We start from the raw sequence: 22,263 nt of genomic DNA on the forward strand, positions 1-22,263 counted from the left end.
GAAGGTCGTCCGCCGGGTGCAGCGTTCCAGCACAGCACGTCGTCATCCGCCAACAGCAGCATCCAGCTTCGGACGACGACGCGGCGCCGGCAGTTCGGCAGTAGACCCCATGCGCGACATCTAACGTGCTCGCTGGGGTTGCGGACTATCCGTGGACGCAGTCCACGCGGTTAGCAGTAAGTAACGCTCCTACCTGCTCTTTTGCCGGGTTCCCACGAGGCCTCCGGAGCCGTATGCGCAGGTTCGAATCCAGCCAGGCACTCGCACCCGCGAACCCGACGCCGGCCACAAGGGTGCGCGGCCTGGGGGTGCGCCGACGAGGCGGTCGCGATGCGCTGGATGTCGATGCCTGCGGTCACATCCGCTGAGGCGTGGTGACTCCCAAGAGGTCCAGACCGCAGCGCAGGGCCCTTGAGACGTGTCCACGAGAACGACCAGCAACGGTTCACCACAACGGAAGGTGCCTGCCTCCGGCTCTGTTCGATGGCCTTCTCCTATGTGTGGTGGCGGGCTCACCGAGGCCCAGATGAACGGCCTCCTGCTGTGGTCGCACCGAACATGCGAGGGAGCCTGAGGTGGAGCGCCTCCTGAGCGCCCTCCTTGGACATCCGGCCGACATCCCGCTCCTCGCCGACGCCATGGCCGAGCTTGATGGCTACCGCGCCGACCACGGTCGGGAAAGAGCCGCGGCGGCCGTGCGTCACGGAGCTAGGAGGATGAGAGGTAGGATTAGTAGCATGAGTGAGCCTACCGGCAAGTACTCGATCACTATGCCGCGCGACATCGCCGAAGCGGCCAAGGCCCGCAGCGGCCCCTCCGGCTTGTCCGCCTACGTGGCCGCGGCTGTCGCACGCCAGATCGAGCGGGACGACCTGAACGAACTCATCCAGGTCGCCGAGGCCGAGCACGGCCCCATCACGGACGAGGAGATCGAATCTCTCCGTGATCAGCTCCACCGGTCCCGGCGCGAACAAACACAGGGCGGAGCGAACGCCGCGTGACCCGCTCCCCCGCCGTCCCTGGCGGCACCCTGGTCCTCGACAGCGAAGGGGTGGCCAAGGCTGTCCTGCGCGACCGCACGGTGACCGGCTGGCTGGCCTTGGCCCGCGCAGATGACCTGCGGGTGATCACCTCGGCGGCCACGCTCGTCGAAGCGGTCCACCCGCGGATCAACCGCGCAGCCTTGGAGTGGACACTCTCCCGCCTCGTCGTGGAACCGGTCACCGAGTCGACCGCGCGGCACGCTGCCGCGCTCCTCGCCGACGCCGGTCTCCACGGGCACAAGCACGCCATCGACGCCATGCTCAGCGCCACCGCGCTGGCCGCCCCCGGCCCCGTCACGGTCCTGACTTCCGACGCCGAGGACCTCACCTCGCTGTGCGGCGGACGCGTCACCATCATCAAGGTCTGACTACAGCCGCCTAGACCAGGGCCAGCGACAACGGACCGTTCACATCAGCTGACCGTTCGACCGGCTGGCCGGGTCTCAGGCCGCGCGAAGACCATGACGAGCACCATCCGGTGCCAGGGGGCGAGTGCAGCGCGGGCCGGGTGAGCCTCCGAGACGCCGACCGGCTCACAGACCGTTTTCGTCCATCAGGCGCATCAGGTTCCGCTTGCGCTTCTGGGCAGTGCGGAGGGCCGTGACGTACACCGCGAACTCGTCCTCCGTGCCCAGCCGTCGGTGGCAGTCTCGGCTGCTCAGCAGCAGACTGACGAGCTGCTCGTAGATCGCGTTGCCGGTCTGCTTGGTGAGCGGCTCTGCCAGGCGCAGGTAGACGCCGAGCGCGTCGGCGGGACGGTCGACCCGCGCCTGGTCGGCGAGGGCAAGCCACTGCCTGTCGTGGGCCCCGGTTTGGGTAGCGGCCCGCCAGGCGGCGTCGACGTCCTTGTCGTCGAGCAGGACGTCGACCAGGACCGGTCCGCCGTACCAGCCACTTTGCCGTTGACCCGCGTCGGCGCGCAGCACGTCCAGCGCCCCCTCGCGCTCGGCCGGCCAGCAGTCGGCGGTCTGTGCCGCAGCCCGCAGTTGCTGGTACGCCAGCAGGGAGCGGTGGGCACCGAAGTGGTCGCGGCGCACGGCGACGGCGTCCGACAGGCGGTCCGCCTGGGTGTAGCGGTCGCAGAGGTAGTCGACGACGGCAGTGTCGACGGCGGCGAGGTCCCGGGTTTCCCGGATGCCGCGTTCCGCCCAGCGCAGGGCCTCGTCGGAGCGCCGGGCGGCATCCAACTCGCGGGCGATGACAAGGTGCGTGTGGCCGTCGGGTGAGAGATCGGCGGCGTGCACGGCGATCACCGCGTCGATATCGCCGCCGGCCTGGGCCAGGCGTTCCATCAGATACTTCTCGGCCCAGCCACGGCGGTTGCCCTGCCACGCCTTGACCGTCGACTTCCGCATGACGGCCATTCCCTCTTCGCCGAGGGCATCCTCGTAATCGAGCGGATCGATGTCGGTCAGGCCGCCATAGGTGTCGCCGAGCACATGGCCGACCAGCCAGCGTGCGAGCTCATCGGGATCGGGGCGTGCCGCACGGCAGGCGTCGAGGTGGGCGTCCGCGAGGTCCGCGCCGATCTGGCCGAGCCATCCGTCCGAGTCGTCGATGCTCTCCGCCGCCTCGGCCAGCAGCCGCATCGCCTCCCGGGCCAGGGTGATCGCGTCGACGGCCCGGCCTGAGCCGGTCAGCGCCCTGATCGAGGAAACCGCCTGTCCTGCCTGGTCGGCGTAGGCGCGGGCATCGGCGTACTCGACATACCCGTACTGCGCGAAGGGGTCGATGTCGAGCAGATCACGGATACCGGACCGGACCGCGGCAAGGTCCCCGCGGCCGCTCGCGGCCCGCAGTTCCAGGCGGCGCCGCAACTGCCGGTCCGCGTGGACCTGTTCCCGCAGTAGAGCGAGCAACTCGTCCTTGGACAAGGCGGACAGCCACCCGTCCAGGTCCTGCGCGCGCTCCCGGGCCGCCTTCCGCTGCCGCGGCAGGCTCTCCCGCCGGGCGAGCACCCGCAGGCCCAGGGCGACCAAGTGCTTGCAGAAGTTGCCCTCCATGCCGTACGGGCAGTCGCACTCGCCGGCCAGGCCGCCGGGCCCGTCCAGGGTCAGTTCCACCTCGTACCGTTCCGTGCCGTGAACGCTCGCGGTGATCCATCCGTCACCGATCTCGACTCCGGACACCGCATCCAGGTACCCGAGCGCCCGCTCGAAAGAACGGGCACCGGCCAGCTTCTTGAGATTGGCCTTGGTGAGACTGCCCACGATCGCCGCCCACTCCGCGTTACGCACTTGACAATCCACCAGCCTAGGGCTGCCAGGATGCGAGGAACCACAAGTTCGGCCGCTGGACCGTCAATGCCGCCACCCCACGAGACCCCGGGATGTCGAGGCCCCCGGCGCGAGCCTCTCTCATGAGGTGCCGATGCACCGAGGCCATCAGATACGCCAATTGAGGGATCGCCGCGTACCTGCGGCCCACAGGGGTCCCGGTGTCGAGCACCGATTCAGAGTTCGAATACGTGATCGCCCTTGGAATGGGCGGCGACGATTGTGCGCCGTGCACCGGTGAATCGGCTACACGGGTCCGCTTCCGCCTGACAGAGCGGGGGTCACAGCGGGCACGGTCCTCGGTGCCGAGAGCGGCCATGCCGTAGGCAGCGGGTCACGCCCCGGTAAGCGTCTCTCTGTGCCTCAGTCATGCGCCCCGCCAGGGACTCGAGCCCGCCGCTACGCGCCACGGCCTACCGGTTCAGCTGCACCACTGTTTGAATGACCAACTGCCCGCCAGCGACCAACGGTTCCGACCCCCAAGCTCCGAGCCCCCGCCGGGGGCACCCGCCGGTCGGCCTGCAAGAATCAAGCTCTGACCAGCGCGAATAGCGCGAATGCCGACTTGAGAGAGCGGGAGACAGTCTCACTGTCTCCCGCTCTAGCTCGTTGTCTCTCACTGTCCGCGCACCATCGCGATTCACGCGACACACCTTCGACACGTGTACCCGCAGGGCGCCCCTGACGACGTCGGGCGGCTGTGCGGAAGGATGTGGACATGGCGGAGTACGACTGCGGCAGCCCTCGGTGAGCGGGGCGGTAGGTCAGCGTTTCGGCGGTGGCTTGATCAGGTAGATCCGGCGGGCCAGATCCAGCGCGGTCAGCAGCACGTTGGCGCCATTCCAGGTGTACCGGCGCTGCTGCTGCCACACGGAGCCGAAGGTGCCGCTCGGGTCGGCAGCGTGCGCGTTCACGACGATCGTGGACCGATCGCTCCAGTCATGGAGCTCTTGTTCGTGGGCGCCTACTGTCCAGGTCTGCCCGCCCCGGATGTGCTGGGCGATCAGCCCGGGAATCACCTGGAACCGCGACCCTTCGGCCAGGGCCACGGCCAGCCTCTCGACACCGTCCTGCAGTCCGTGGGTGCTCGTGCCGGGGTCGTGGTCGAACAGTAGGCGTACGGCATCCCTCAGGAGGCCCCGGCCGACTTGGATGCTGGGGAGGTCGCGATAGGTCACGGGGAAGGGGAAGCGCGACCTTCGGACTTGCGGGTACACGTTGCCCGGGATCATGTCGCGCCCGCCCTCGGTGAACGTGTAGACGGTCTCGCGGTTCCCGTTACGCACGTAGAAGCCCAGCAGATACATGTCGGACCGGCGGAAGAGCCCTCGGACCATGCCGCCGTCGACGGTGTCACGCTCAGCGAACCGTCCGATGTTGATCGACTGGAAGGCGTTGGGGTCGGGGTTCCGGATCAGATGGCCGGCCCCGGGCTGCCGGGCGGCCTCGTCCCCCAGCATCGCGCTGCGGATGTTCTGAACCGTGTGCGTGTAGAGGTTGGCGAACTCCTCGTCGCTTCCCACCGCCCTCAGATGAGGCTGGGCCTGCGTCTGCGTCTGCGTCTGCGTCTGCGGCCGGGCCTCCAGCCCGTTCTGGGCGACCGCGCTTCCCGCGCCGAGGGCGCCCGCCAGCACGGAAACCACGACCGTCGCACTGATCAGCCGCCGCCGCAGCGGTCGGTCTTCAGCTCCTCGCGTCATCTCTTCTCGGCCGTCCACGTCAGACCCAGAATTCGAACTCGGCCTGCAGATGGCCCTTGGTGACCCGGCCTCCGTCGCTCCAGTAGCGAGCCTTGAACTCCGCGCCGTGCTGCAGGCTCACGTCGATCAGGGTCGAGCCGTACGCGGCGCAGTGGGCGTTGCCGCAGGCCCAGTCCCACGCGACGCGTTTGCCCTTGCTGTTCACGATCTCGATCCAGTCCCAGCCGTCGTACGCATCCCGCCCCGAGGGCGCCATCCACGTGACGTTGATCCCCTCGATGTGGGACTGGTACCACGAGCCCCGGAACTGCGCGGGCGTCACCTCGTTGATCAAATAGTCGGTGTTGAGCTTCTCCTGCTCCGTCCCGGCTGTACTGAGGTCCTTGTTCTGGTACGTCGGCGGCTGCCAGTGCTCACGCGCCGAGTCGGCAGCCGGAGCGGCCGGCACAGCCGCCTGCGTCGACCTGTCCGAAGTCTGTGAGGCCGCGGTGGATGTCCCCAGCGCCACCACGGACACACCCGCCAGCACCCCGGCCACGACCGCGCCCCGCCGCCGAGGCGTGTTCACCCCGGCGGATAAGGAAGAGATCCGGCCCTTTCCTCGTGTACGGAATAACATGCGTACTCCACCCTGTCGTTGATCGATGACCAATGAGCCAGAAACGCTAGGGAACGGCGTTCAACGTTCCTTTGACGACCGCTAAACGCGAGCGTTCACGCATGTACGCAGGGCATGACGATGGCGTCGCAGACCTTCTCCTCAATGTCCCACAGGGGTTAACAGGCCATCTCATTTGGACGGCTGAAAGGATGATCACTGCTCTCCGACAGGAGTCAGGGCTGTGAGGAGTGCTCGCCTGAGAGGCTCGATTGCTGCATCCTCCGCAATATTCTTGCCACCCCCCATGTGTCCGACTGTCCGGTCGGGACTCTGGCCTTGGTTGATGGGACGCACACCCTCTGAGGGCCGGTGTCCGGGTCTGGAGGCTGCAACTCCGGGGTGTTTCATGATCGGTCGGGTGCTGGCTATTTCCCACAGAGGGGGCACTGATGAAGTCAGACCCGTGCCGAGTGACTGCGCGGCTGTTCGGGAGCCGACATCCTCTCTGTGCCGCGCTCAGGATCGTTGCCAGTGGTTGAGCTGTACACCAGGTCCGTGCCGAGCCGTGTCGGGGCATGGTGGACTGTCTGGCCGTTGCGGACGGTGGCGATGAGCCCGGACTCGCGAAGGACGGCGGCGTGACGCGAGGCTGCCGCGGCCGACACTCCGAGGGTCGTCGCGAGTCCTCCGGTCGTCAGGGCCGGCGCCCTGACCACGGCGACCAGTGCCGCGGCCCTCGTTGCCCCCAGGAGCGACACCAGGGAAGGGGCCGGACCCCGAAGCTCGGGGTCTCGCGTGATGGCGCCGACGGTAGCGGGATACATGACAGTCACAGAGTCGACCAGCGGATCGAAGATGATTCGGGTGGCCAGCGCAGTGGGCTGGAAGATCAAAGGACGCCCCTCGAGGGACTCGTCCGCGTCGACGAGGGTGTTCAGAAGCAGTCTCCGCCCGTCCCACCGGATCGACGGATGCAAGGAGTTCAGCATGCCGTCGATGCCGCCGAGCGCGACACGGACTCCTGCCTGCGCTGAAGCGGTGGCTACTACCGAGGTGATCCTTCGGCGGTAGGGGTCCAGGCCCGTCACGCGGAGACCGGCGAGTACGCGGTTCAGCGTGCTCACCGCGCCCGGGTGGCCGTCGGCGAGCGCACGGGTGAACGGAGTCAGGGCGCCGGAACGGGCCAGGTCCCGCAGATGGGCGGTAGCCGAGAGGGAGTGAAGGTCGATCGTTGACGGTGTCGGCCGGGCGGCCTGATCGAAGAACGCCGGAACATAGAAGTTCGTGTACAAGTCGAACAGTCTGTTGTGGTCCGGGTTCCAGCTCCGGGCGACTTCCAGCCGCCACGCCGACGGTTTCCGCCTGGAGGTCCGGTCGGCCAGGTGGGCCCCGCCCAGCGCGAGCTCATACCCGAAGTCAGGCACGTCGGCGACCTGTAATCGCTCCAGGTCGCCCGCCGACAGACTGATGCGAATCAACCTGGTACCCCCGGGATCATGCGCCGACGAGTCCGCCCCAGACCTTTTGCATGCTGACGCAAAAGCCTAGCCGGTGGGGAATTGGGGGTCGATCGTTGAATCAAGCCTTCGGCAGCGGCCGGCGTCGCCGGCGGCTTCTACCGGGCCTTGCGCAGGGCAGGCCCAAGCAGTCCGAGACAGGTGGCTCCCGAACAGCGGGAGCGGAACAGGGGGACAGCAGCGAAAGGGCGAGCAGGGGGTAATGCGGGCCGCGTTGCGGGGATCGCCGGCGTAATCGCGCCGTCATGGCCCGGACCGGCCTGGCCAATTCTGCACCGGAACGGTGTGTACACACCACGGCGCGGCGCCAGGGAACGCGGCCTCGCCACGGTGCGCAACGGCAGGGCGAGAACAGGACTCCCGGCCCAAGGAAACTGCCGCAACTCGTCACCTTCGTCAGACCACACGGCTGTCGCGGCCATCGTGCCCGCGACGTCGCCACTCGATCAGGAGGAAGACTCATGTACATCGGCAAGAGGTTGGCCGCGACCACGGCGCTGATCGGCGCCATAGCCACGGCCGGGGTGCTGGCCGCAACCCCGGCGAGCGCGGATGTGGGTATCCGGCTGAGCACCAGTCACAACGTGGGTGTGTACGGGGACTACCATGTGATCACCAACAACGACAAGGTCGCCAAGGACCTCTCCCCCGCAATGCACGACGGGATCGACGCCGACTGCTACAGCCGCCTGGGGAAGGACCTGGGCTTCGGGCCCGTCTGGTACCACACCATCGCCGAGTACCACAACGACCTCGGGTTTTCGCAGTACGTGTACGGGTGGACCTACGCTCCCTACGTGGACAACAGCGCCGCCGTGGGCAGTCTTCCCAACTGCGGCTACTGATCTCCACGGGTTCTGAGCAGGGTCGGGGACTGGCACGGTGGCTGTGCCCGGTGTCCAGTCCCCGTCGCGTCAGTCTGGTCAGGTGCCTGAGGCGCTGAAGCTGTCGCTGATCCTCATGCACGCGAACAACCTTCAACTGCCAGCAGCCGGCGGACCTGTCGGATGTCGCCTGCGCGTCAGGCGGGCACCACAGGCGCGTCCCAGTCGATCCGGTATCGGTGCGTCCAGCCGAACATCTTCTCCGGCGTCAGGAACGTCCGCGTCGCCAGCGGCATCAGCAGGGCCATGATCCTCGTCGCGACCGGGCCCATCGACTTCTGGCTGTTGGTCCTCGCGGCCTGGGCCGCGACCTTTTCCACCCGGCCCCGCCTCAGCTGCTCGTACGTCGCGAAGGCCGCGCGCACGTCGGGGATGTCCCGTAGACATCGCGCCAGTTGCACCGCGCTCTCCACCGCGAGGGACGCGCCCTGTCCGGAACTGGAGGACGGCGCGTGGGCCGCGTCGCCGACCAGGACCATCCGTCCCCGGTGCCACTTCGGCACCGAAGGCAGGATCTCCAGCCCTCCGAACGTGAGCAGTTCGTCGTCGCCCGTGCCCCGGAGCAGGTCGCGGCCGGGCACGTCCCTGGCGTACTTCTCCCGCAGGATCCCCATCCATGCGGCCGACGGCGTCGCGCGGGCCTGCTCCGCGCTGAGCGGCTCGTCGTAGGGAAGGTTGCCGAACCAGGCGGTGCCTCCCCCGGGCACAGGCCAGTAGCCGAGGAACGCGTGCTCGCCGAAAGCGAAGTACATGGTGTCCGGCCCCGCCCGAGGGACCTCCGCCTTCGAGTACGCCCCGAAGCCGAGCAGGCCGGCGTACCGGGGGCCGGGCGCTGACGGGTCGATCAGCCGCCGGACCGTCGACCGGATGCCGTCGGCCCCGATCAGGACGTCCGCGGCCACCTGGGTCCCGTCGGTGAACTCGGCGCTGACGCCCGCCGGGGTTTCCTCGACCCCGGCCAGCCGCTTGCCGTACACGGTCGGTACGCCCACCGTGGCGGCCCGCTCGCGCACCGCCCGGTACAGGTCGGCACGCCACATCACCTGGCTGGGCGGCAGGCCCGTCAGCCCGCCGAACTCGCCCATCCTTCGGCCCTGTCCGTCGGTCATGACCATGCGGTGGATCGGCTGGCCGGCCAAGCCCTGGTTCACACCGGCGACCTCGAGGGCGCTGAGCCCGTTCGGGGCGACCATCAGCATGCCGCCGGTGCCGTCCGCGGTGTTCTCGTAGGCCTCGTAGACGGTCGCCTCGATGCCCGCCCTGTGGAGCGCGAGGGCCGTTACCGGTCCGGCTATACCGCCTCCGATGACGGCCGCCGTCTTGATCGCACTCATGGGTCTGCCCCTTTCCCGTGCCTGGGTCGGATGTTCAGTGGCCGTGCGGGCGCGCCGGGTCGTCGACTGTCGGGTGACCGCCGGTCCGGTGAGCGAGCCGCAGGTCCTCGAGGTAGGCGCGGGAGCACATGGCGCTGAGGACCGCGATGCCGCCGCGGTGCACGCGGACCTCACTGTCGGTTGCGGCACCGGTCAGTCGGATCCGACGGGCGCCGGCGATGGCCGGTCCCTCGGCGGTCCTGCCCTGCGCGTCCTTGACCTTGCCGCGGCCCGTCCAGTGCAGGTCCCAGTGCTCGACGACGGCGTCGTCCGGCACCAGCAGCTTGACCGTGGCGCGCTGGAGTTCCAGGCGTAGCTCGATGTCGTCGGGCAGGTCCGGGGAGCGCAGGTCGATCACGGCCAGGCCCCTGCGGGCGCGCACCTGGATGTGTCCGGCGCGGGTCCAGTTGCCCAGCCGCTTGGTCACGGTGTGGTCGGCGTGAACGCGCTCGGCAGCGGTCGTCTCAGTGCTGGTGGTGATCATCTCCGTGGTCTCCGTCCGCTCGTGGTTCCTGCTCTTTCCGCTGAATCGATAGTTGCAATGAAACTAGTCTCATGTCAACTAGTCGCACCGTGGGTAGCATGTGAACATGAGCACCTCGTCCCGCAACTCCCCGCTGGCTCTGACCGTGCTGGCCCTGCTGCATTTCCAGCCGCTGCACCCGTACGGAATCCAGAGATTGATCAAGCAGTGGGGGAAGGACCAGGTCGTCAACGTCGGCCAGCGCGCGAGTCTCTACCGGACGATCGACCGGCTGCTCGCAACGGGCCTGGTCGCGGTCCGGGAGACCGGCCGCGACCAGCAGTACCCCGAGCGGACGGTGTACGAGCTGACCGACGCGGGGCGCTCGACCATGCGCGTCTGGCTGGACGAGATGCTGGCCGCGCCGAAGCAGGAGTTCCCGCAGTTCCCCGCCGCGCTGTCCTTCGTCCTCATGCTCGCCCCGGAGGAGGCCCTGGACGTGCTGGAACAGCGCGCCGCGGCCCTCGCGCAGACCCTTGACGCGCACGACAAGTCCCTGACGGAGGAGTCGGAGGTCCACGGTCTGCCGCGGGTGACCATGCTCGAAGGGGAGTATCTGCGCGCAATGACCGCCGCAGAACTGGACTGGATCCGCGCCGTCACGGACGATCTGCGCAGCGGCCGGCTCAGCTGGAACCGTGAGGAGCTGATCGGCTTCGCCCAGAGCACCGGGCAGCAGGCCCTGGCCGCTCAGACGCCCTCAAAGCCGGACCACGACCTGCGGTGACCACAAGCCGTGCGGCTCGAACACGCCTCACAGGTGGGATGCCCTCGGCACGCCGGGCCTCCGGACGTGCGCCAGATGGACCGTACGAGGTCGGTCGACGCCCGCCGACAACGACAGAAGCCCACGGCATCTGAGCTGTTCAGAGCCGTGGACTTCTTCAGTCCCGCCGGTGAGCGAGATCGTCGATCAGTAGACCGGCTACTGATCGACCGGGGCTGTCCGTCTCTACTCGGCGGGTGCCGCCAACGCCCGTTCCGTCCAGGTGGGAACGTCGGGGATCGGTGTGAGGGAAGGGTGGGGCCTCACTTGCAGGTGCCGCTGCCGGAGTCGTTGTACCGCAGCGCCGTGGAGTCGAAGCCGGGGCCCGGCAGGACGGGCTTGTAGTCCCAGCTGTAGCTGTTGGACTTGAGGGTGAGCTTCATGCCGCCGAAGGCGCTGGCCTGGGCGGTGACCACGTTGGGGTTGTCGTAGTTGCCCGGCGTGCCGGCGAGGGTGTCGATGGCCTCGCCGCCAGAGCCGACGATGAACTCCGGGATGCCGTGGGTCGGGTCGTACTGGCCGGCCGGGTTCATCGGGCGCAGCCGGGCGTACGCGTGCTCGTGACCGTTGAGGATGAGCGTGGCGTGGTGCTGGTAGAGGAGCTTCCACCACGCGTCGGCCGCTGCACCCTCGGTGCCGCCGGCGCCCGGTGCGGACGCCGGCACCGTGGCGGTCGAGGCCGTCGTGGCGCTGAAGGTCGGCTGGTGCCAGTACGCGATCGTGCACTGACGCGTGTTGGCGGCCAGGTCATGCGAGAGCCACTGGGTCTCCTGGCCGAGGAGGCCGTTGTCCGTCGTGGAGCAGTCGTGGTTGAACGCGTCGGAGCCGCACTCGGCATTGAGCGAGATGATGTGCCAGTTGCCGAGGTTGTAGGAGTACCACCCCTGTTTGCCGGCGGTGTCGTCGCCGGCCTGGCCCTGGGTGTTCGGCGTGCCGGCCTGATCGTGGCCGTTGAAGTAGCCGAAGTAGCCGAGTCCGTTCTGCCCGGCCTCGTTGTCGCCCTTCTTGGTGTACGAGTAGTACTCGTGGTTGCCCGGCGCCGGACGCTCGAGCATCTTCAGGCCGCCCCATGCCTGCTCGAAGGACTGCTCGAAGTCGGTCAGCTTGCCGACCTGGTACTGCTCGTCGCCCAGCAGTGCGACGGCATCGGGGTGCATGTCCGTGGCCTGCTTCGCGGTGGCGAACTCGGCGCTCATGCCGCCCAGAGTCGGGCTGCCGCACTTGAGCGACGTCGGGGTGACGGCGTTCTCGGTGTCGTCGGGCTCGCAGGCGATGTCGCCGACAGCCGCCAGGGTGTACGACGCCGCGCTGTGGTGGGCGTAGGGCCAGTCGTTGTCGCTCTGGTTGGCGGCGGCAATGGCGGTTCCGGTGACCGCGAGGACGGCCAGGCCGACAGCTGCGGCGGAGACCTTGGTGGCGCGTCTCATGTGCGTGTCCTTCCAACTACAGAAGTGATCAACGCACGTTAAGCAGTCCGTCCAGCAGTTGCTACAAACGCGTTCTGACGGCTCGGTGAATTGCTCTTCCCCCCTCCCCGGTCGGCCGAGCGGGAGCGTCAAGTCGCCCCGGCGATCCGGTGGAGTCTGTCAGCCAACGGAGTTGCCGGCCTTCCTGTCGGCTGGACCATGCTCAACACCGCCGTAGGGCGGAGTCCGTCTCACCGGCTCCCGCCCTCTTTCGTTGTCACTCAGCGTTCGCGCCACACCGCGTACTACCTGTCGTCGCCGTCCCGGCTGTCTTCGAAGACGAAGAGTGGCTTGGCGCCACGTGCGGGCGTTTCGGCGAGCGCGATCGCTTCGGTGAAGCGTTCGAGCGGGAATGGCCGGCCCTGGGGGATACTCAGCGCTCCATCAGTGACGAGAGTGCGAACCTCGGACAGCGCGCGCAAGGCATCCGCCGGTGAGGCGGTGCCGAACCATCGGTTCAGCCAAAAGCCGCGGACCGCTTTGGTCTCGTAGATGACCGAGCGTGCCTGCAGCGGGATCGCCAGCGCGGCGGGGTCGGTCTCCCGATGGGTGGAGAGCGCTCCGTAGACCACGACCTCTCCTCCCGGAGCGAGTGCCTGGGATACCTGGGCACCCACATGGCCCGCGACACAGTCGATGGCCTTGTGCACGCCGGCCGGTCCCGCGATCTCGGCCACACGCCCCAACAGGTCCTCGTTCTCGGTGCAGATGACCTCGTCACCGCCAAGCGCCTTGATCTCCTCAACGGCATCGCGCCGCCGCACGACATTGATCGTGCGAATACCCAGGTGCCTGGCAAGCTGAATGACGAGCCGGCCGACGGTGGAGCCCGCGGCCGTCTGCAACAACCATTCACCCGGCTGCACGTCGAGTTCGCGTGTCACCAGGAGCAGCGCGGTCAACGGGTTCACGGCGAGTTGGCAGGCGTCGGAGTCGCTCAGTTGATCGGGGACCGGCAGGAGCCGTCGTGTATCGGCGACAAGGTATTCCTGCCAAGTGCCGGTCGTAGGGGGCCCGGGTACCGCCGGGACTGCGACGGCCACCACGCGCTCACCGGTCTTCAGCCCCTCCGCGTCCGGGCCCAGGGCCTCGATACGGCCCACGCATTCCATGTGCCCCCCAACAGTGGGAAATTCGGGGGAGAAGCCGTAGCGGCCGCGCAGCACGTGCAGATCGCTGGCGTGAACCGGGGTCGCCTTCACACGGATCAATGCCTGACCGGCTTCTGGCGTGGGAACAGGCCGGGATTCCAGCCGCAGGACATCGGCCGGCTCGCCGACCTTTCCGGCTACGAGCGCGCGCATGGATTGTGGCACGGTCATGAGATCTCTCCTTCAGCCGCGCTCGGCATCGGCCGACGGGGTGGCGAAGTACTGGGCGTACCGTGTCCCGGCGAAGTGCTCACCCATCAGCCGGGAGAAGAGCAGGACCGACGACAGCGGGCGGTGGTTCACCACCAGATGTTGCGTCTGCCCCTCTGGGTTCCTGTAGACGACGGCGATGTTTGCGATCGGCTCACCGCGCACCTTCGATGCGTAGTCTTCGACGAAGCCATTCTCCCCGTATTCGCCGATGTAGACGAAGTCCTGGTGCTCGTACAGAGTGCGCGCATAGGCCAGCAGCCTGCGAACGTCCTCGGCCCCGCGCACGATCCCGTTCAGAACCGAGCCCTCCATCGTCACATCGTCGGCAAGGTTGTCCAGCCAAAGGGGGTAGTAGTCCGTGCGCTGCCGCGCCGGGTCGCCGCTGCCCAGATACGTCGGCGTCGTCTTGTCGGTCATCTTTCATCCGTTCTGGTAGGAACCGGCTGTGGTGAGCAGCCCTGACGGATACGAAACAACCGTTACACCTTTACCTATTTCCCCCGGTTCCGCAATGAAGCCGCACATTTATGTGATACGGCACATATCGTCACTGTTCCCCTGTCCGGTCAGCCCACACGCTCCGCGACGGGTACGGGCCGCGCAGCCGCCCCGAGCGGCCGGAGGGAGGTCAGCATCCGACTGCGGACGAAGATCGTGGCCAGCCGCGTGACCACCTCGGTCAGTGCCATCGGTTGTCATGCCCTCAAGCCTGCTCTGACCAGGCGGGAAGCGCCTGGACCCGCGGGTGGAGCCAGGGGTGGAGATCGGCGCGCGAGCGCACTCCACCCGAGCCGGGCGGATTGCGTCGACAGGATCGGTTGATCACTGCCACGATGCTTCGATGCCCTCCTCCCTCGCCGAACCGTGGCTCCGCGGCGTCGCCGCCAACACGGCCGCGCCGTCCGACGTCCTGCTGCGCCTGCTGCACCCGGATGCACGCGCAGCCTGGGAGATCCTGTGCCAGGAACGCGCGCTTCCCGCAGACGTGGTCGACGCGGTGATCGCGCATCCGGAACGGTCGGTCCGCCGGGCCTTCGCCCGCAATCGCTACGCCACCCCAGCACAGCGGAGCCGGCTGGTCGACGACCCCGATGCTTTCGTCCGCGCCGACCTCGCCGGCGGCCCCCGCCCGCGGCTGGGGCGGGTCGAAGCGCTCCCCGACGACATCATCGAAATCCTGCTGACAAGGCAGGACAACGCCGATCACGACCAGCCGGTCACGGCTGACGAGATCCGCCAGGAGCTGGCGTTCTCCGGACAGATACCCATGTCCTTCCACCGTGGGATGTGGGCTCACAAGAACCCCGAACTACGGGTGCAGGGAGCCGGCTGGTGGCTCTGGCTCACCCCCGGGCAACGCGATGCCCTGCTGGCCGACCCGGATCCTGCCGTACGCGACGCCGCGCGCAGGAACAGCCGGATCCTGGATCCCGAGGCCATGGAGGCCGACTTGCCGGAGGCCGACTGCCACCACCGGGGGCTCCTGCTCTTCAACTACGCCGTCTCTCGCGGCGTGGCCGAAACATGCCTCGCCGAGGGACGGGACCTGCGGTCGCTGGCCGGCAACCGCTACACGCCCGCCGACGCCGTCGCGCGCCTCGCGCGCCATCCCGATCCCCATGTACGGCAGCGTGTGGCCGGCCGGGCCGACCTCGATCCCCTACTGCTGAAGGAGCTCGCCGAGGATCCGGACCACACGGTGCGGACGCGAGCGGTGGTGCACCCTCTGCCGCGCACCTGGGCCCAGCGCGACGCCATCGACCGGGTCGACGGCCGCACCGCCGAGGCCATCGGCCCGGTCGGTGAGATGCCCGTGGAGCCGGAGACCGACTGGTACGGCGCATGCGCCGTATCCCCGCATCCTCTGCTCCGCCGAGTCGCCGCGACCTGCCCCGGACTTCCCCGGGTACTGGTACATCGTCTGGCCGACGACCCCGACCCACAGGTGCGGTATCTCCTCGCCCACAACCACCCGCTCGCCCCGCCCGTAACGGTGCTCGACGCCTTCATCGCCACTCCACGGCAGCGCCCGTATCTCCTCACGCTGCCCCATCTGCCACGCACCGGCCTGCGGCATCTCCTCGACCATGAGGATCCGGACGTCCGGGGGCTGGCCGCCGCCGACCCCACACTGGACCGGCCGCCCATCCATCTGCTCACCGACACCGACGCCGACGTACGTCGGGCCGCCGCCGCCAGCCCGCTCCTGTCTCTTGATCTGATCGCGACACTTCTGGACAGCCCTGAGACCGCGGAGGGAGCGGCGGCCAACCCGAGCCTGTCCGCCGAACGCCTCCACGAACTGCTCGACCGGGCCGATCTGCCCCGCACCACCGCAAGGTGAACCGCCGCGCCGGCCACGTCTCGTCCGACACCACGGCATCAGCGCATGGCGGCCAGAGCTCTCCATGAGCCAGAGCTCTCCATAAGAAGGAGAGCTCTGGCCTGAAAAGGTGCCCCGAAGTAGGAAAGGGCCCCGATGACCACAATCAGCCGAGACGTCATCACGCTGGCTGTTCACTCTCGGGATTACCTCACGGTCGTTGCTCACGGTGGGGTGTAGCGCGGAGGTGACATGGAGATGGAGCCGCCGCAGGCGTCGATCTGTGCGGCGTGATGGTGTGCGTCCATGACCGGGACGTCCGTGCGGTCGCTGTCGGGGTTGTGCGGGGCCGAGACCAGTGCCTCGCTGTCCCGCACGCAATAGCCGCCGGCGCCCTTCTCATCGCTCGGGGTGTATCGAAGGTCGACCGTCACCTTTGCTCCCTTGCGCAGGGTGACGGCCTTGGGGTGTCCGTGGCCGACGCCTTGGAGGCTGTTCGCCTTGCCGTTGTGGACGAGGACAGCCGGGTAGCCGGAGAAAACACACGCTTCGGGTCCATTGTTGGCAGCGGTCAGTCGCGCGTCGCGGGGACCGCTGCTCTTCGCGGGAAGCAGGACCAGGGTCCACCTCAGGGAGCGGGTTCGGCACTCGGCGGGCTTCGGCGACAGGGGCGGAGAGGCGGCCGGGGAAGCGGGCGGGGTGGCGGATGCATGCGTCGCGCGGTCCGCCGGAGTCGTGGACCCGTCCGCGGTCGAGTGCCCACAGGCCGCGGCGGCCAGGCCGAGCGCGAGTACGGAGATGCCACCGGTGAGACGGGTCGTCGCTCGCATGATTCTCCCGCTGGGAAGTGCGTGTGAACCTTAAGAGTGTCAGGTGCCGGGGTGGACCAGCGTGTTCTCAGTACCCAGATTCCGCGGTGCGGTGTCCGCGTACAGGGTGGTCTCGCCGTCCGACCACCGGACGATCACGTCATCGCTGCGGTTGTCGGATGTGTGGTTGCCCGCCGTCATGACCAGCTCGTGCTTCCACAAGCCGTTGGGGTCGCGCACCCTGGCCTCCCTGCCCAGTCCTGCGGCCGAGGTGGCCACGTACGTGTCGAGTTCGCCGTCCGCCCAGCGGACGAGCAGGTCCCAGTCGCCTTTGCCGCTGAAGTTCCCACTGGTCAGCAAAGTGGCTTTCTTCCAGGTCCCGTTCGGTGCCAGCAGCCTGTTCTCGGTTCCGAAGGTTCCGGCGCCGACGTAGGTGTAGAGGGTCAGTTCGCCGTCGGCCCAGCGGACCATCAGGTCGGTCGCGTACTTCCCGATGTGGTACCGTCCGGCCGAGATCTGGACGGCGTTCTTCCAGATGGAACCGGGAGGCGCCATCCGGATCTCTCTGCTCATGCCGGACCTGCTGACGTCCGGGTAGAGGGTGACCTCTCCGTCCGACCAGCGCACGAGGAGGTCGGACAGATCACTGCCGGTGAAGTCTCCGCTCGTGATGGTTTCCGCATGGGTCCAGGTGGAGTTGGGCTTCTGGAGCCGTGTCCCGGGCAGGAACCCGCCCTTGCCGTCACCGGGGTACAAGGTGACCTCGCCGTCGGACCAGACCACGATCAGGTCACCGCGGTGGCTGCCCGTGCAGTCGCCCGAGGCCATCAGCTTCGCGTGCTGCCACAGCGCCGCCCCTCCAGGAAGCCCTCCAGGAAGCCTTGCCTGCAATCCCTGGTACGGAGGGAGGTCGGCCGGAGGGTCCTGGTTGGCGACGGCGTGGGCGAGGAGTCCGGCGGCGTCGGATCCGAACGCCGGGGCGTAGCTGATGTAGTCGACCTCCGCGTCATTGCCGCCGCCGTTGTAGCCGCCGAGGTTGCCGATGACATGGCCGGTGCGCGCGTCGTCCTTGTAGTCGGTGATCCACGGGCTGCCGGACACGCCGCCGTAGTAGCCGCCGCAGGTCATCGACATCTGGCGGAACCCGGGGAGTTGTCTTGTCGGCACGGTGCACTTGACGGACCGGCCCGCGCCATTGTGGTCGTTGCCCGGGTAGCCCACGACGGTGATGTTCTTGTTGTCGTAGCCGGACGGCTGGGTGAAGGTCAGTCCACCGCCCACGGCGTCCTGGAGTTTCTGGCCGCGCTGATTCGCCGACACGCGGGCGAAGGCGGTGTCCAGGTCCGACACGGCTTTCCTGGTCGTGCTGCGGGGCTTGTCGGGTTTGTAGCGGGGGTCGATGAAGATGTGCTGGATGGGGAAGATTCCGTAGGGCTGCTGATCGGAGCCGGCTCCCCTTTTGAATTTCGGTACGAATACATAGTTGTTGCTGTAGCCCAGTCCGCAGTGCGCCGCGGTGAGGATCACATTCCTGGCCAGGGTGTCGATCACGCTGCCGGTGCACGACCAGTCGGTGCCCGTCGTACTGCTGGAGCCGAAGAACGTTCCTACGAGGCGGGTCCCGGCGAACATGGTGCCCTGGGGAACAGCCGCCGCGATCACCCTCTGTTTGCGGGCGGCGGGCGTCGACCGGAGGGCATCCAGCGGCCGGGCGCTCGCCATACGCTGAGCGGTCCAGTACTTGGCGGCCTCTCGGGCCTCCTGACCTGCGGCCGGCCTCGTGGACGGCGATGAGGGCGCCGGCGCGGACGAGGACGCGGGGGGAGAAGCGGGCGCGGAGGGGCCTCCTCGGGCCGCAGCGGGTGCCGGTGTGGCGGGCAGCGCCCTCGATGCCGGGACGGCGGGCGCGGCACGATGCGTGGCGGAGGACGGATGGCGGGAGGGTGACGGTGACGCCCCCCGGGCGGTCGGCCCCGCGGCGCAGAGTACGGCCGCGCACAGGACGGCTACGACGGGCAGGTGTCGTCGATACGAGAACATTTCCCTTCCCGAAGGCCGGGCCGATCTGCTTGCTTGGTCTGGCTGCTGGACAGAAGGACTGCGGTCTGGTGAGGGGCGGTATTTCTCTTCAAGTTGTTGACCCTCCGTGCAATCTGGCCGTCCGTCATCCGACGCTGGTCGGGCGTCGACGTTCCGCCGATTAAAGGTCAACTTATATGATCAGCATGTTCTGATCTATGAGATCGTTTACGTCGGCGCGTCAAGCTCCGCTACGGCCTGAGCCGGCAGACGCCCGGCAGAGCGACGAGCACCCCTGTCGGCTCCGCCGCTCGCCCGCGCGGCGGAGCCGACATCTCCTTGTTCGTCGGGGCTTCCGGTCTCAGGGACCCTGCTGCGGCTAAACCCCTCGGCCTTGCGCGGCGCAGGCGCCCGAGGCGCAGAGCGTGAGCCAGTGGTCGAAGTCGGCGTCGTAGCGGGTGCCGATGCCGTCGTTGTAGACGGCGTACCCGCCCGGGTAGTCGCCGACGCGGAAGCGGGCCAGCATGCGCTGGACGTCATCCGGGTGGTTCTCGAACATGTAGCGGACCGCCAGATAGCCCCACGGGTAGGTGCGGGTCACGTCGCTGTTGGCGTAGGTGTTCTGGAACAGCGTGCTCAGCCGGTAGCCGTGCTTGCCCGCCTCCGTCACCGCCTCGGTGTCGGGGGTGCCGCGGTAGCTGTAGGAGACGTACTCGGCCAGGCCCTCGATCCACCAGACGTCGGGAACGCTCGTCTGGCGGCCGAAGTCGCCCTTCATGTCGTCGCGGGCGTCGAGGAAGTGCGTGTACTCGTGGTTGAGGTTCCAGATCCGCGCCACGAACCCGTCGTCGTAGGGCTTCTGGTACATGATCGACATCGGCTGGTTGGCGGGGTCGGTGGGGTCTCCCGTCAGGGTGATGCCGCCGTTGTCCGTGTCGACGCCGTAGATCGCCCCGCCGTAGACCTGGTAGTCGGCGCGGCTCGCGAAGACGACGAGCTGGATGGTCGAGACGTGCTGGCCGGGTATGGGGCCGTCGTCCTTGACCACGCCATGGAAGTACGCGTCCTGAGCCAGCACGCTCGCGCAGGCGGCGTCGAGGTCGGCGGGGGTCAGGGACTGGGCGCGGATGGTGTGGTCCGCGTCGCAGGGGTGAGTGACGGGCAGAGCCGCGGCCGTCAGCCGGGCCGACAGGTCGCAGACGTCGTAGTACGCGCAGTTGGAGCCGTCGTAGGCGGAGGCCTGCGTCGCCACCGTGACCCACAGCGCGGCGGTCGGGCCGGTGATGTGGGAGGCGTCCAGCAGCTGCCTGGTCAGGGGCCGGACCGTGGCCTGCAGAGACGGGTGTTCGACGTAGCGGGCCAGGTTCATCCCGGCGTTGGAGTCCAGGTAGGCGCGGTCGGTGCCGAGCAGGTCCATGTGGTCGAGCGCGAAGTCGTCGAGGGTGGCGGCCATGTCCGGGTCGGCGGATACCGCGTCGACGTAGTCCGGGTTCCAGTTGCCGCGCCACAGGGGCGTGTAGACGTCGTTGACGGCCGCGACCATGCTGTAGAACGCGTCGTAGGAGCTGTCGTAGCTGTCGAGCGTCCGTTGGTACACGTCCAGGTAGCGGGCCTGCTGATCGGCGCTGTCGGTGAGGATGACGACGTCGCCGAGCACATCGCCGTTGGCCTCGGTGACGTCCTCGGAGTGCGGGCGGGCGAAGAAGGCGTCCAGGCCGCGTACGGTGGCGCGGGCGAGCGTGGCTCCGTAGGGGCCGACGTCGGCCGGGTTGTTGAACTGCACGTAGTAGCCGGCGCGCAGGAACAGGACGAGCTGCCAGATGTGGGAGGAGTTGTCACCGCGGTAGTGACGCGCCTCGTTCGTGAAGGCCTGTGCGACGGAGACCATCTGGGACTGGCGGAAGATGTTGTGCGCGTTGTTGCCGGTGACCGCGAACAGGGTGTTCACGCAGTCCGTCGTCGAGTTCTCGACGAGGGTGACGAGGGCGTTCCCGGTCCGGCTGCCGAAGTCGGCGGGGTCGCATGAGCCCTGCTTCGATGCCGTGGCCATGGGGTCGCTGCCGGCGCGGTCCCGGTCGGACGCCGGGGCCAGAGGAGGCAGTTGGGCCGGAGTCATGGGCCGTGCCTGGAGGGCGGAACGTTCGGTGCCGACGGCGGTGACGCCGGTCGGGGGCGGCGCCTTCCGGGACGTGTTCACCACTGGGGTGCCGGTCCCTGTGCGGGGTGCTGCCAGCGCCGGTGCCGCGAGCAGAGCGGAGAGGGTGAGGCAGGCGGTGAGGACACCTGCCATGCGTCTGGGCAGCGTCGAGCGATAGCGCATCAAAGCTCCTTCACGGACGGATGCGCCTCGATAGGGGAGTTGAGGCGTGTGCGGCACTGTCTCAACGCCGACTTGCCCCAACAATGGGATGTGGCATAGCACATGGCGCCGGGCGGCCATAACATCCGTCATCACACCCGGTGTTCGACTGCTAGGTTTCGGTCACGCTCCACGCACGCGAAGCCCACGTCTTCAAATGCGGTGATCTGCCGACGAGTTCGCGGTAGGCGGCGGTGGCGGAGTGGAACAGCGCCTCCGTCTCCTCCTCGCCCACCGCGTCACGCCGCCAGGCAAGGACGTAGCGGCACCACAGAGGAGTTCCGGCCAGGGGGCGGATCACCACGTCCCGGGTCGGGCGCAGGGTCGGCTGGACGACGGACACGCCGAGGCCGTCGGCGATCATGCTCTGCAACTGCAGCTGGTCACCGAGGAATTCGTGGACGGCCACCGGCGTGAAGCCGGCCGCCGCGCAGGCCGCGTAGAAGACCCCCGGCCAGCCGGCACCGTCGTCCGGCGTCAGGAACCAGGCGTCCTCGGCGAGATCGGCGAGCGAGACCTGGGCGCAGCGGCCGAGCCGGTGGCGGGAGGGCAGGGCTACGAACGTCGGCTCGGTGACGATGCCGCGGTGCGTCACGGCCGCCGAATGCCGCAGCTCCATGCCCGGGTAGTCCGCGGCGATGGCCGCGTCCACCCTGCCGTCCTCGAGGAGTTCGACGATCCGGGAGGAGGAGTACACGCTGCTCACCACGAGCGCGCGGTCCGGCAGTACGGTGCGCAGCCGGGACACCATGCCCGAGAGCATCGGGGAGTTGGTCGCCGCGACCCGCAGCGCCCGGCGTGTCCCCGGGGGCCCGGTGGCCGGACCGTGGGCGAGCGCTTCCGCACGGGCCAGGATGTCTCGGGCGCGTACGACGACCTCGGCCCCGTAACTCGTGGGCCGCACGCCCATGGTTCCGCGCTCGAAGAGCGCCTGCCCGAAGTGGCGTTCGATGCGCTGGAGCTGGGCGCTCACCGCGGGCTGCGAGTACCCCAGGTCCGAGGCGGCCCGGCCTACGCTCCCCGCGTCGGCGAGCGCGCACAGCACGCGCAGATGGCGAAGCTCCAGATCCATCCGCCCTCCCCGACCCATCCCGCACCAGGCCCGCGACGGAAGGGAAGCGTTCCACCGCACCGGCGCCCGCACAAGACGCGCGTCCGGCCAGGGTGGTCGGCCGGGGGTCCCCGTGCGAGCGGCGCTGTGCCGCGCAGGGCGTCGCGACGGGCGGACGCGCGGCTGCGT

Annotated in this window: 19 protein-coding genes; 5 read left to right on the forward strand and 14 right to left on the reverse strand. The window is 68.4% G+C overall.

The window, feature by feature from the left end; genetic code table 11:
- Positions 1-737: 737 nt before the first annotated feature.
- On the forward strand, positions 738-1,001 hold the full coding sequence (locus ABZ845_RS05730) for a CopG family transcriptional regulator (RefSeq protein ID WP_360973334.1): 264 nt from the start codon (positions 738-740) through the stop codon (positions 999-1,001).
- The gene (locus ABZ845_RS05735; RefSeq protein WP_360973336.1) at positions 998-1,411 is read left to right on the forward strand and encodes a DNA-binding protein; all 414 of its coding nucleotides are present in this window, start codon (positions 998-1,000) and stop codon (positions 1,409-1,411) included. Before ABZ845_RS05730 ends, ABZ845_RS05735 begins: the two co-directional genes overlap by 4 nt.
- Before the next feature lie 165 nt (positions 1,412-1,576).
- Here ABZ845_RS05735 and ABZ845_RS05740 read toward each other — a convergent pair whose 3' ends face one another.
- From ABZ845_RS05740 to ABZ845_RS05755, 4 genes are all read right to left on the reverse strand, one after another.
- Positions 1,577-3,253 (reverse strand): hypothetical protein, encoded by a 1,677-nt coding sequence (locus ABZ845_RS05740; protein WP_360973694.1) that lies wholly within the window; start codon positions 3,251-3,253, stop codon positions 1,577-1,579.
- An 830-nt stretch (positions 3,254-4,083) separates the two neighbouring features.
- On the reverse strand, positions 4,084-5,019 hold the full coding sequence (locus tag ABZ845_RS05745; protein ID WP_360973338.1) for a ribosome-inactivating family protein: 936 nt from the start codon (positions 5,017-5,019) through the stop codon (positions 4,084-4,086).
- A 19-nt stretch (positions 5,020-5,038) separates the two neighbouring features.
- A complete protein-coding gene (locus ABZ845_RS05750) occupies positions 5,039-5,587 on the reverse strand; it encodes a hypothetical protein (protein WP_360973340.1) in 549 nt (182 codons plus the stop codon).
- Between the two features lie 488 nt (positions 5,588-6,075).
- Positions 6,076-7,098: a MarR family transcriptional regulator gene (locus ABZ845_RS05755; protein ID WP_360973342.1), complete on the reverse strand. Its 1,023-nt coding sequence runs from the start codon at positions 7,096-7,098 to the stop codon at positions 6,076-6,078.
- Between the two features lie 500 nt (positions 7,099-7,598).
- On the opposite strand from ABZ845_RS05755, the gene ABZ845_RS05760 reads away from it, so the two are divergent.
- Positions 7,599-7,982: a hypothetical protein gene (locus ABZ845_RS05760; RefSeq protein WP_360973344.1), complete on the forward strand. Its 384-nt coding sequence runs from the start codon at positions 7,599-7,601 to the stop codon at positions 7,980-7,982.
- A gap of 176 nt (positions 7,983-8,158) precedes the next feature.
- On the opposite strand, the gene ABZ845_RS05765 is transcribed toward ABZ845_RS05760, so the two are convergent.
- Both ABZ845_RS05765 and ABZ845_RS05770 read right to left on the reverse strand, forming a co-directional pair.
- On the reverse strand, positions 8,159-9,355 hold the full coding sequence (locus ABZ845_RS05765; RefSeq protein ID WP_360973346.1) for an NAD(P)/FAD-dependent oxidoreductase: 1,197 nt from the start codon (positions 9,353-9,355) through the stop codon (positions 8,159-8,161).
- A 34-nt stretch (positions 9,356-9,389) separates the two neighbouring features.
- Positions 9,390-9,878 carry a hypothetical protein gene (locus ABZ845_RS05770; RefSeq protein ID WP_360973348.1) on the reverse strand — a complete coding sequence of 163 codons (489 nt, stop codon included), beginning with the start codon at positions 9,876-9,878 and terminating at the stop codon, positions 9,390-9,392.
- Positions 9,879-9,984: 106 nt separating this feature from the next.
- Between ABZ845_RS05770 and ABZ845_RS05775 the strand changes: the two genes are divergently transcribed.
- Complete coding sequence (locus ABZ845_RS05775; RefSeq protein WP_360973350.1) at positions 9,985-10,644, forward strand: PadR family transcriptional regulator; 660 nt, start codon at positions 9,985-9,987, stop codon at positions 10,642-10,644.
- Between the two features lie 302 nt (positions 10,645-10,946).
- On the opposite strand, the gene ABZ845_RS05780 is transcribed toward ABZ845_RS05775, so the two are convergent.
- The 4 genes from ABZ845_RS05780 to ABZ845_RS05795 form a co-directional block, all read right to left on the reverse strand.
- Complete coding sequence (locus ABZ845_RS05780) at positions 10,947-12,110, reverse strand: metallophosphoesterase (RefSeq protein ID WP_360973352.1); 1,164 nt, start codon at positions 12,108-12,110, stop codon at positions 10,947-10,949.
- Between the two features lie 284 nt (positions 12,111-12,394).
- The gene (locus ABZ845_RS05785; protein ID WP_360973354.1) at positions 12,395-13,471 is read right to left on the reverse strand and encodes a zinc-dependent alcohol dehydrogenase family protein; all 1,077 of its coding nucleotides are present in this window, start codon (positions 13,469-13,471) and stop codon (positions 12,395-12,397) included.
- 12 nt (positions 13,472-13,483) lie between these two features.
- A complete protein-coding gene (locus ABZ845_RS05790) occupies positions 13,484-13,930 on the reverse strand; it encodes a hypothetical protein (protein ID WP_360973356.1) in 447 nt (148 codons plus the stop codon).
- A gap of 149 nt (positions 13,931-14,079) precedes the next feature.
- Positions 14,080-14,202 (reverse strand): hypothetical protein, encoded by a 123-nt coding sequence (locus tag ABZ845_RS05795; protein WP_360973358.1) that lies wholly within the window; start codon positions 14,200-14,202, stop codon positions 14,080-14,082.
- 152 nt (positions 14,203-14,354) lie between these two features.
- On the opposite strand from ABZ845_RS05795, the gene ABZ845_RS05800 reads away from it, so the two are divergent.
- Complete coding sequence (locus tag ABZ845_RS05800) at positions 14,355-15,857, forward strand: hypothetical protein (protein WP_360973360.1); 1,503 nt, start codon at positions 14,355-14,357, stop codon at positions 15,855-15,857.
- Between the two features lie 203 nt (positions 15,858-16,060).
- On the opposite strand, the gene ABZ845_RS05805 is transcribed toward ABZ845_RS05800, so the two are convergent.
- From ABZ845_RS05805 to ABZ845_RS05820, 4 genes are all read right to left on the reverse strand, one after another.
- Positions 16,061-16,666, reverse strand: coding sequence for a DUF4232 domain-containing protein (locus ABZ845_RS05805; protein ID WP_360973362.1), 606 nt, complete (start codon positions 16,664-16,666; stop codon positions 16,061-16,063).
- 39 nt (positions 16,667-16,705) lie between these two features.
- Positions 16,706-18,367: a trypsin-like serine protease gene (locus tag ABZ845_RS05810; protein WP_360973364.1), complete on the reverse strand. Its 1,662-nt coding sequence runs from the start codon at positions 18,365-18,367 to the stop codon at positions 16,706-16,708.
- A gap of 676 nt (positions 18,368-19,043) precedes the next feature.
- Positions 19,044-20,984 carry a collagenase gene (locus ABZ845_RS05815; protein ID WP_360973366.1) on the reverse strand — a complete coding sequence of 647 codons (1,941 nt, stop codon included), beginning with the start codon at positions 20,982-20,984 and terminating at the stop codon, positions 19,044-19,046.
- 151 nt (positions 20,985-21,135) lie between these two features.
- On the reverse strand, positions 21,136-22,095 hold the full coding sequence (locus ABZ845_RS05820; RefSeq protein ID WP_360973368.1) for a LysR family transcriptional regulator: 960 nt from the start codon (positions 22,093-22,095) through the stop codon (positions 21,136-21,138).
- Positions 22,096-22,263 lie beyond the last annotated feature (168 nt).

Source organism: Streptomyces sp. NPDC047022 (assembly GCF_040644155.1).
Lineage (GTDB): Bacteria > Actinomycetota > Actinomycetes > Streptomycetales > Streptomycetaceae > Streptomyces.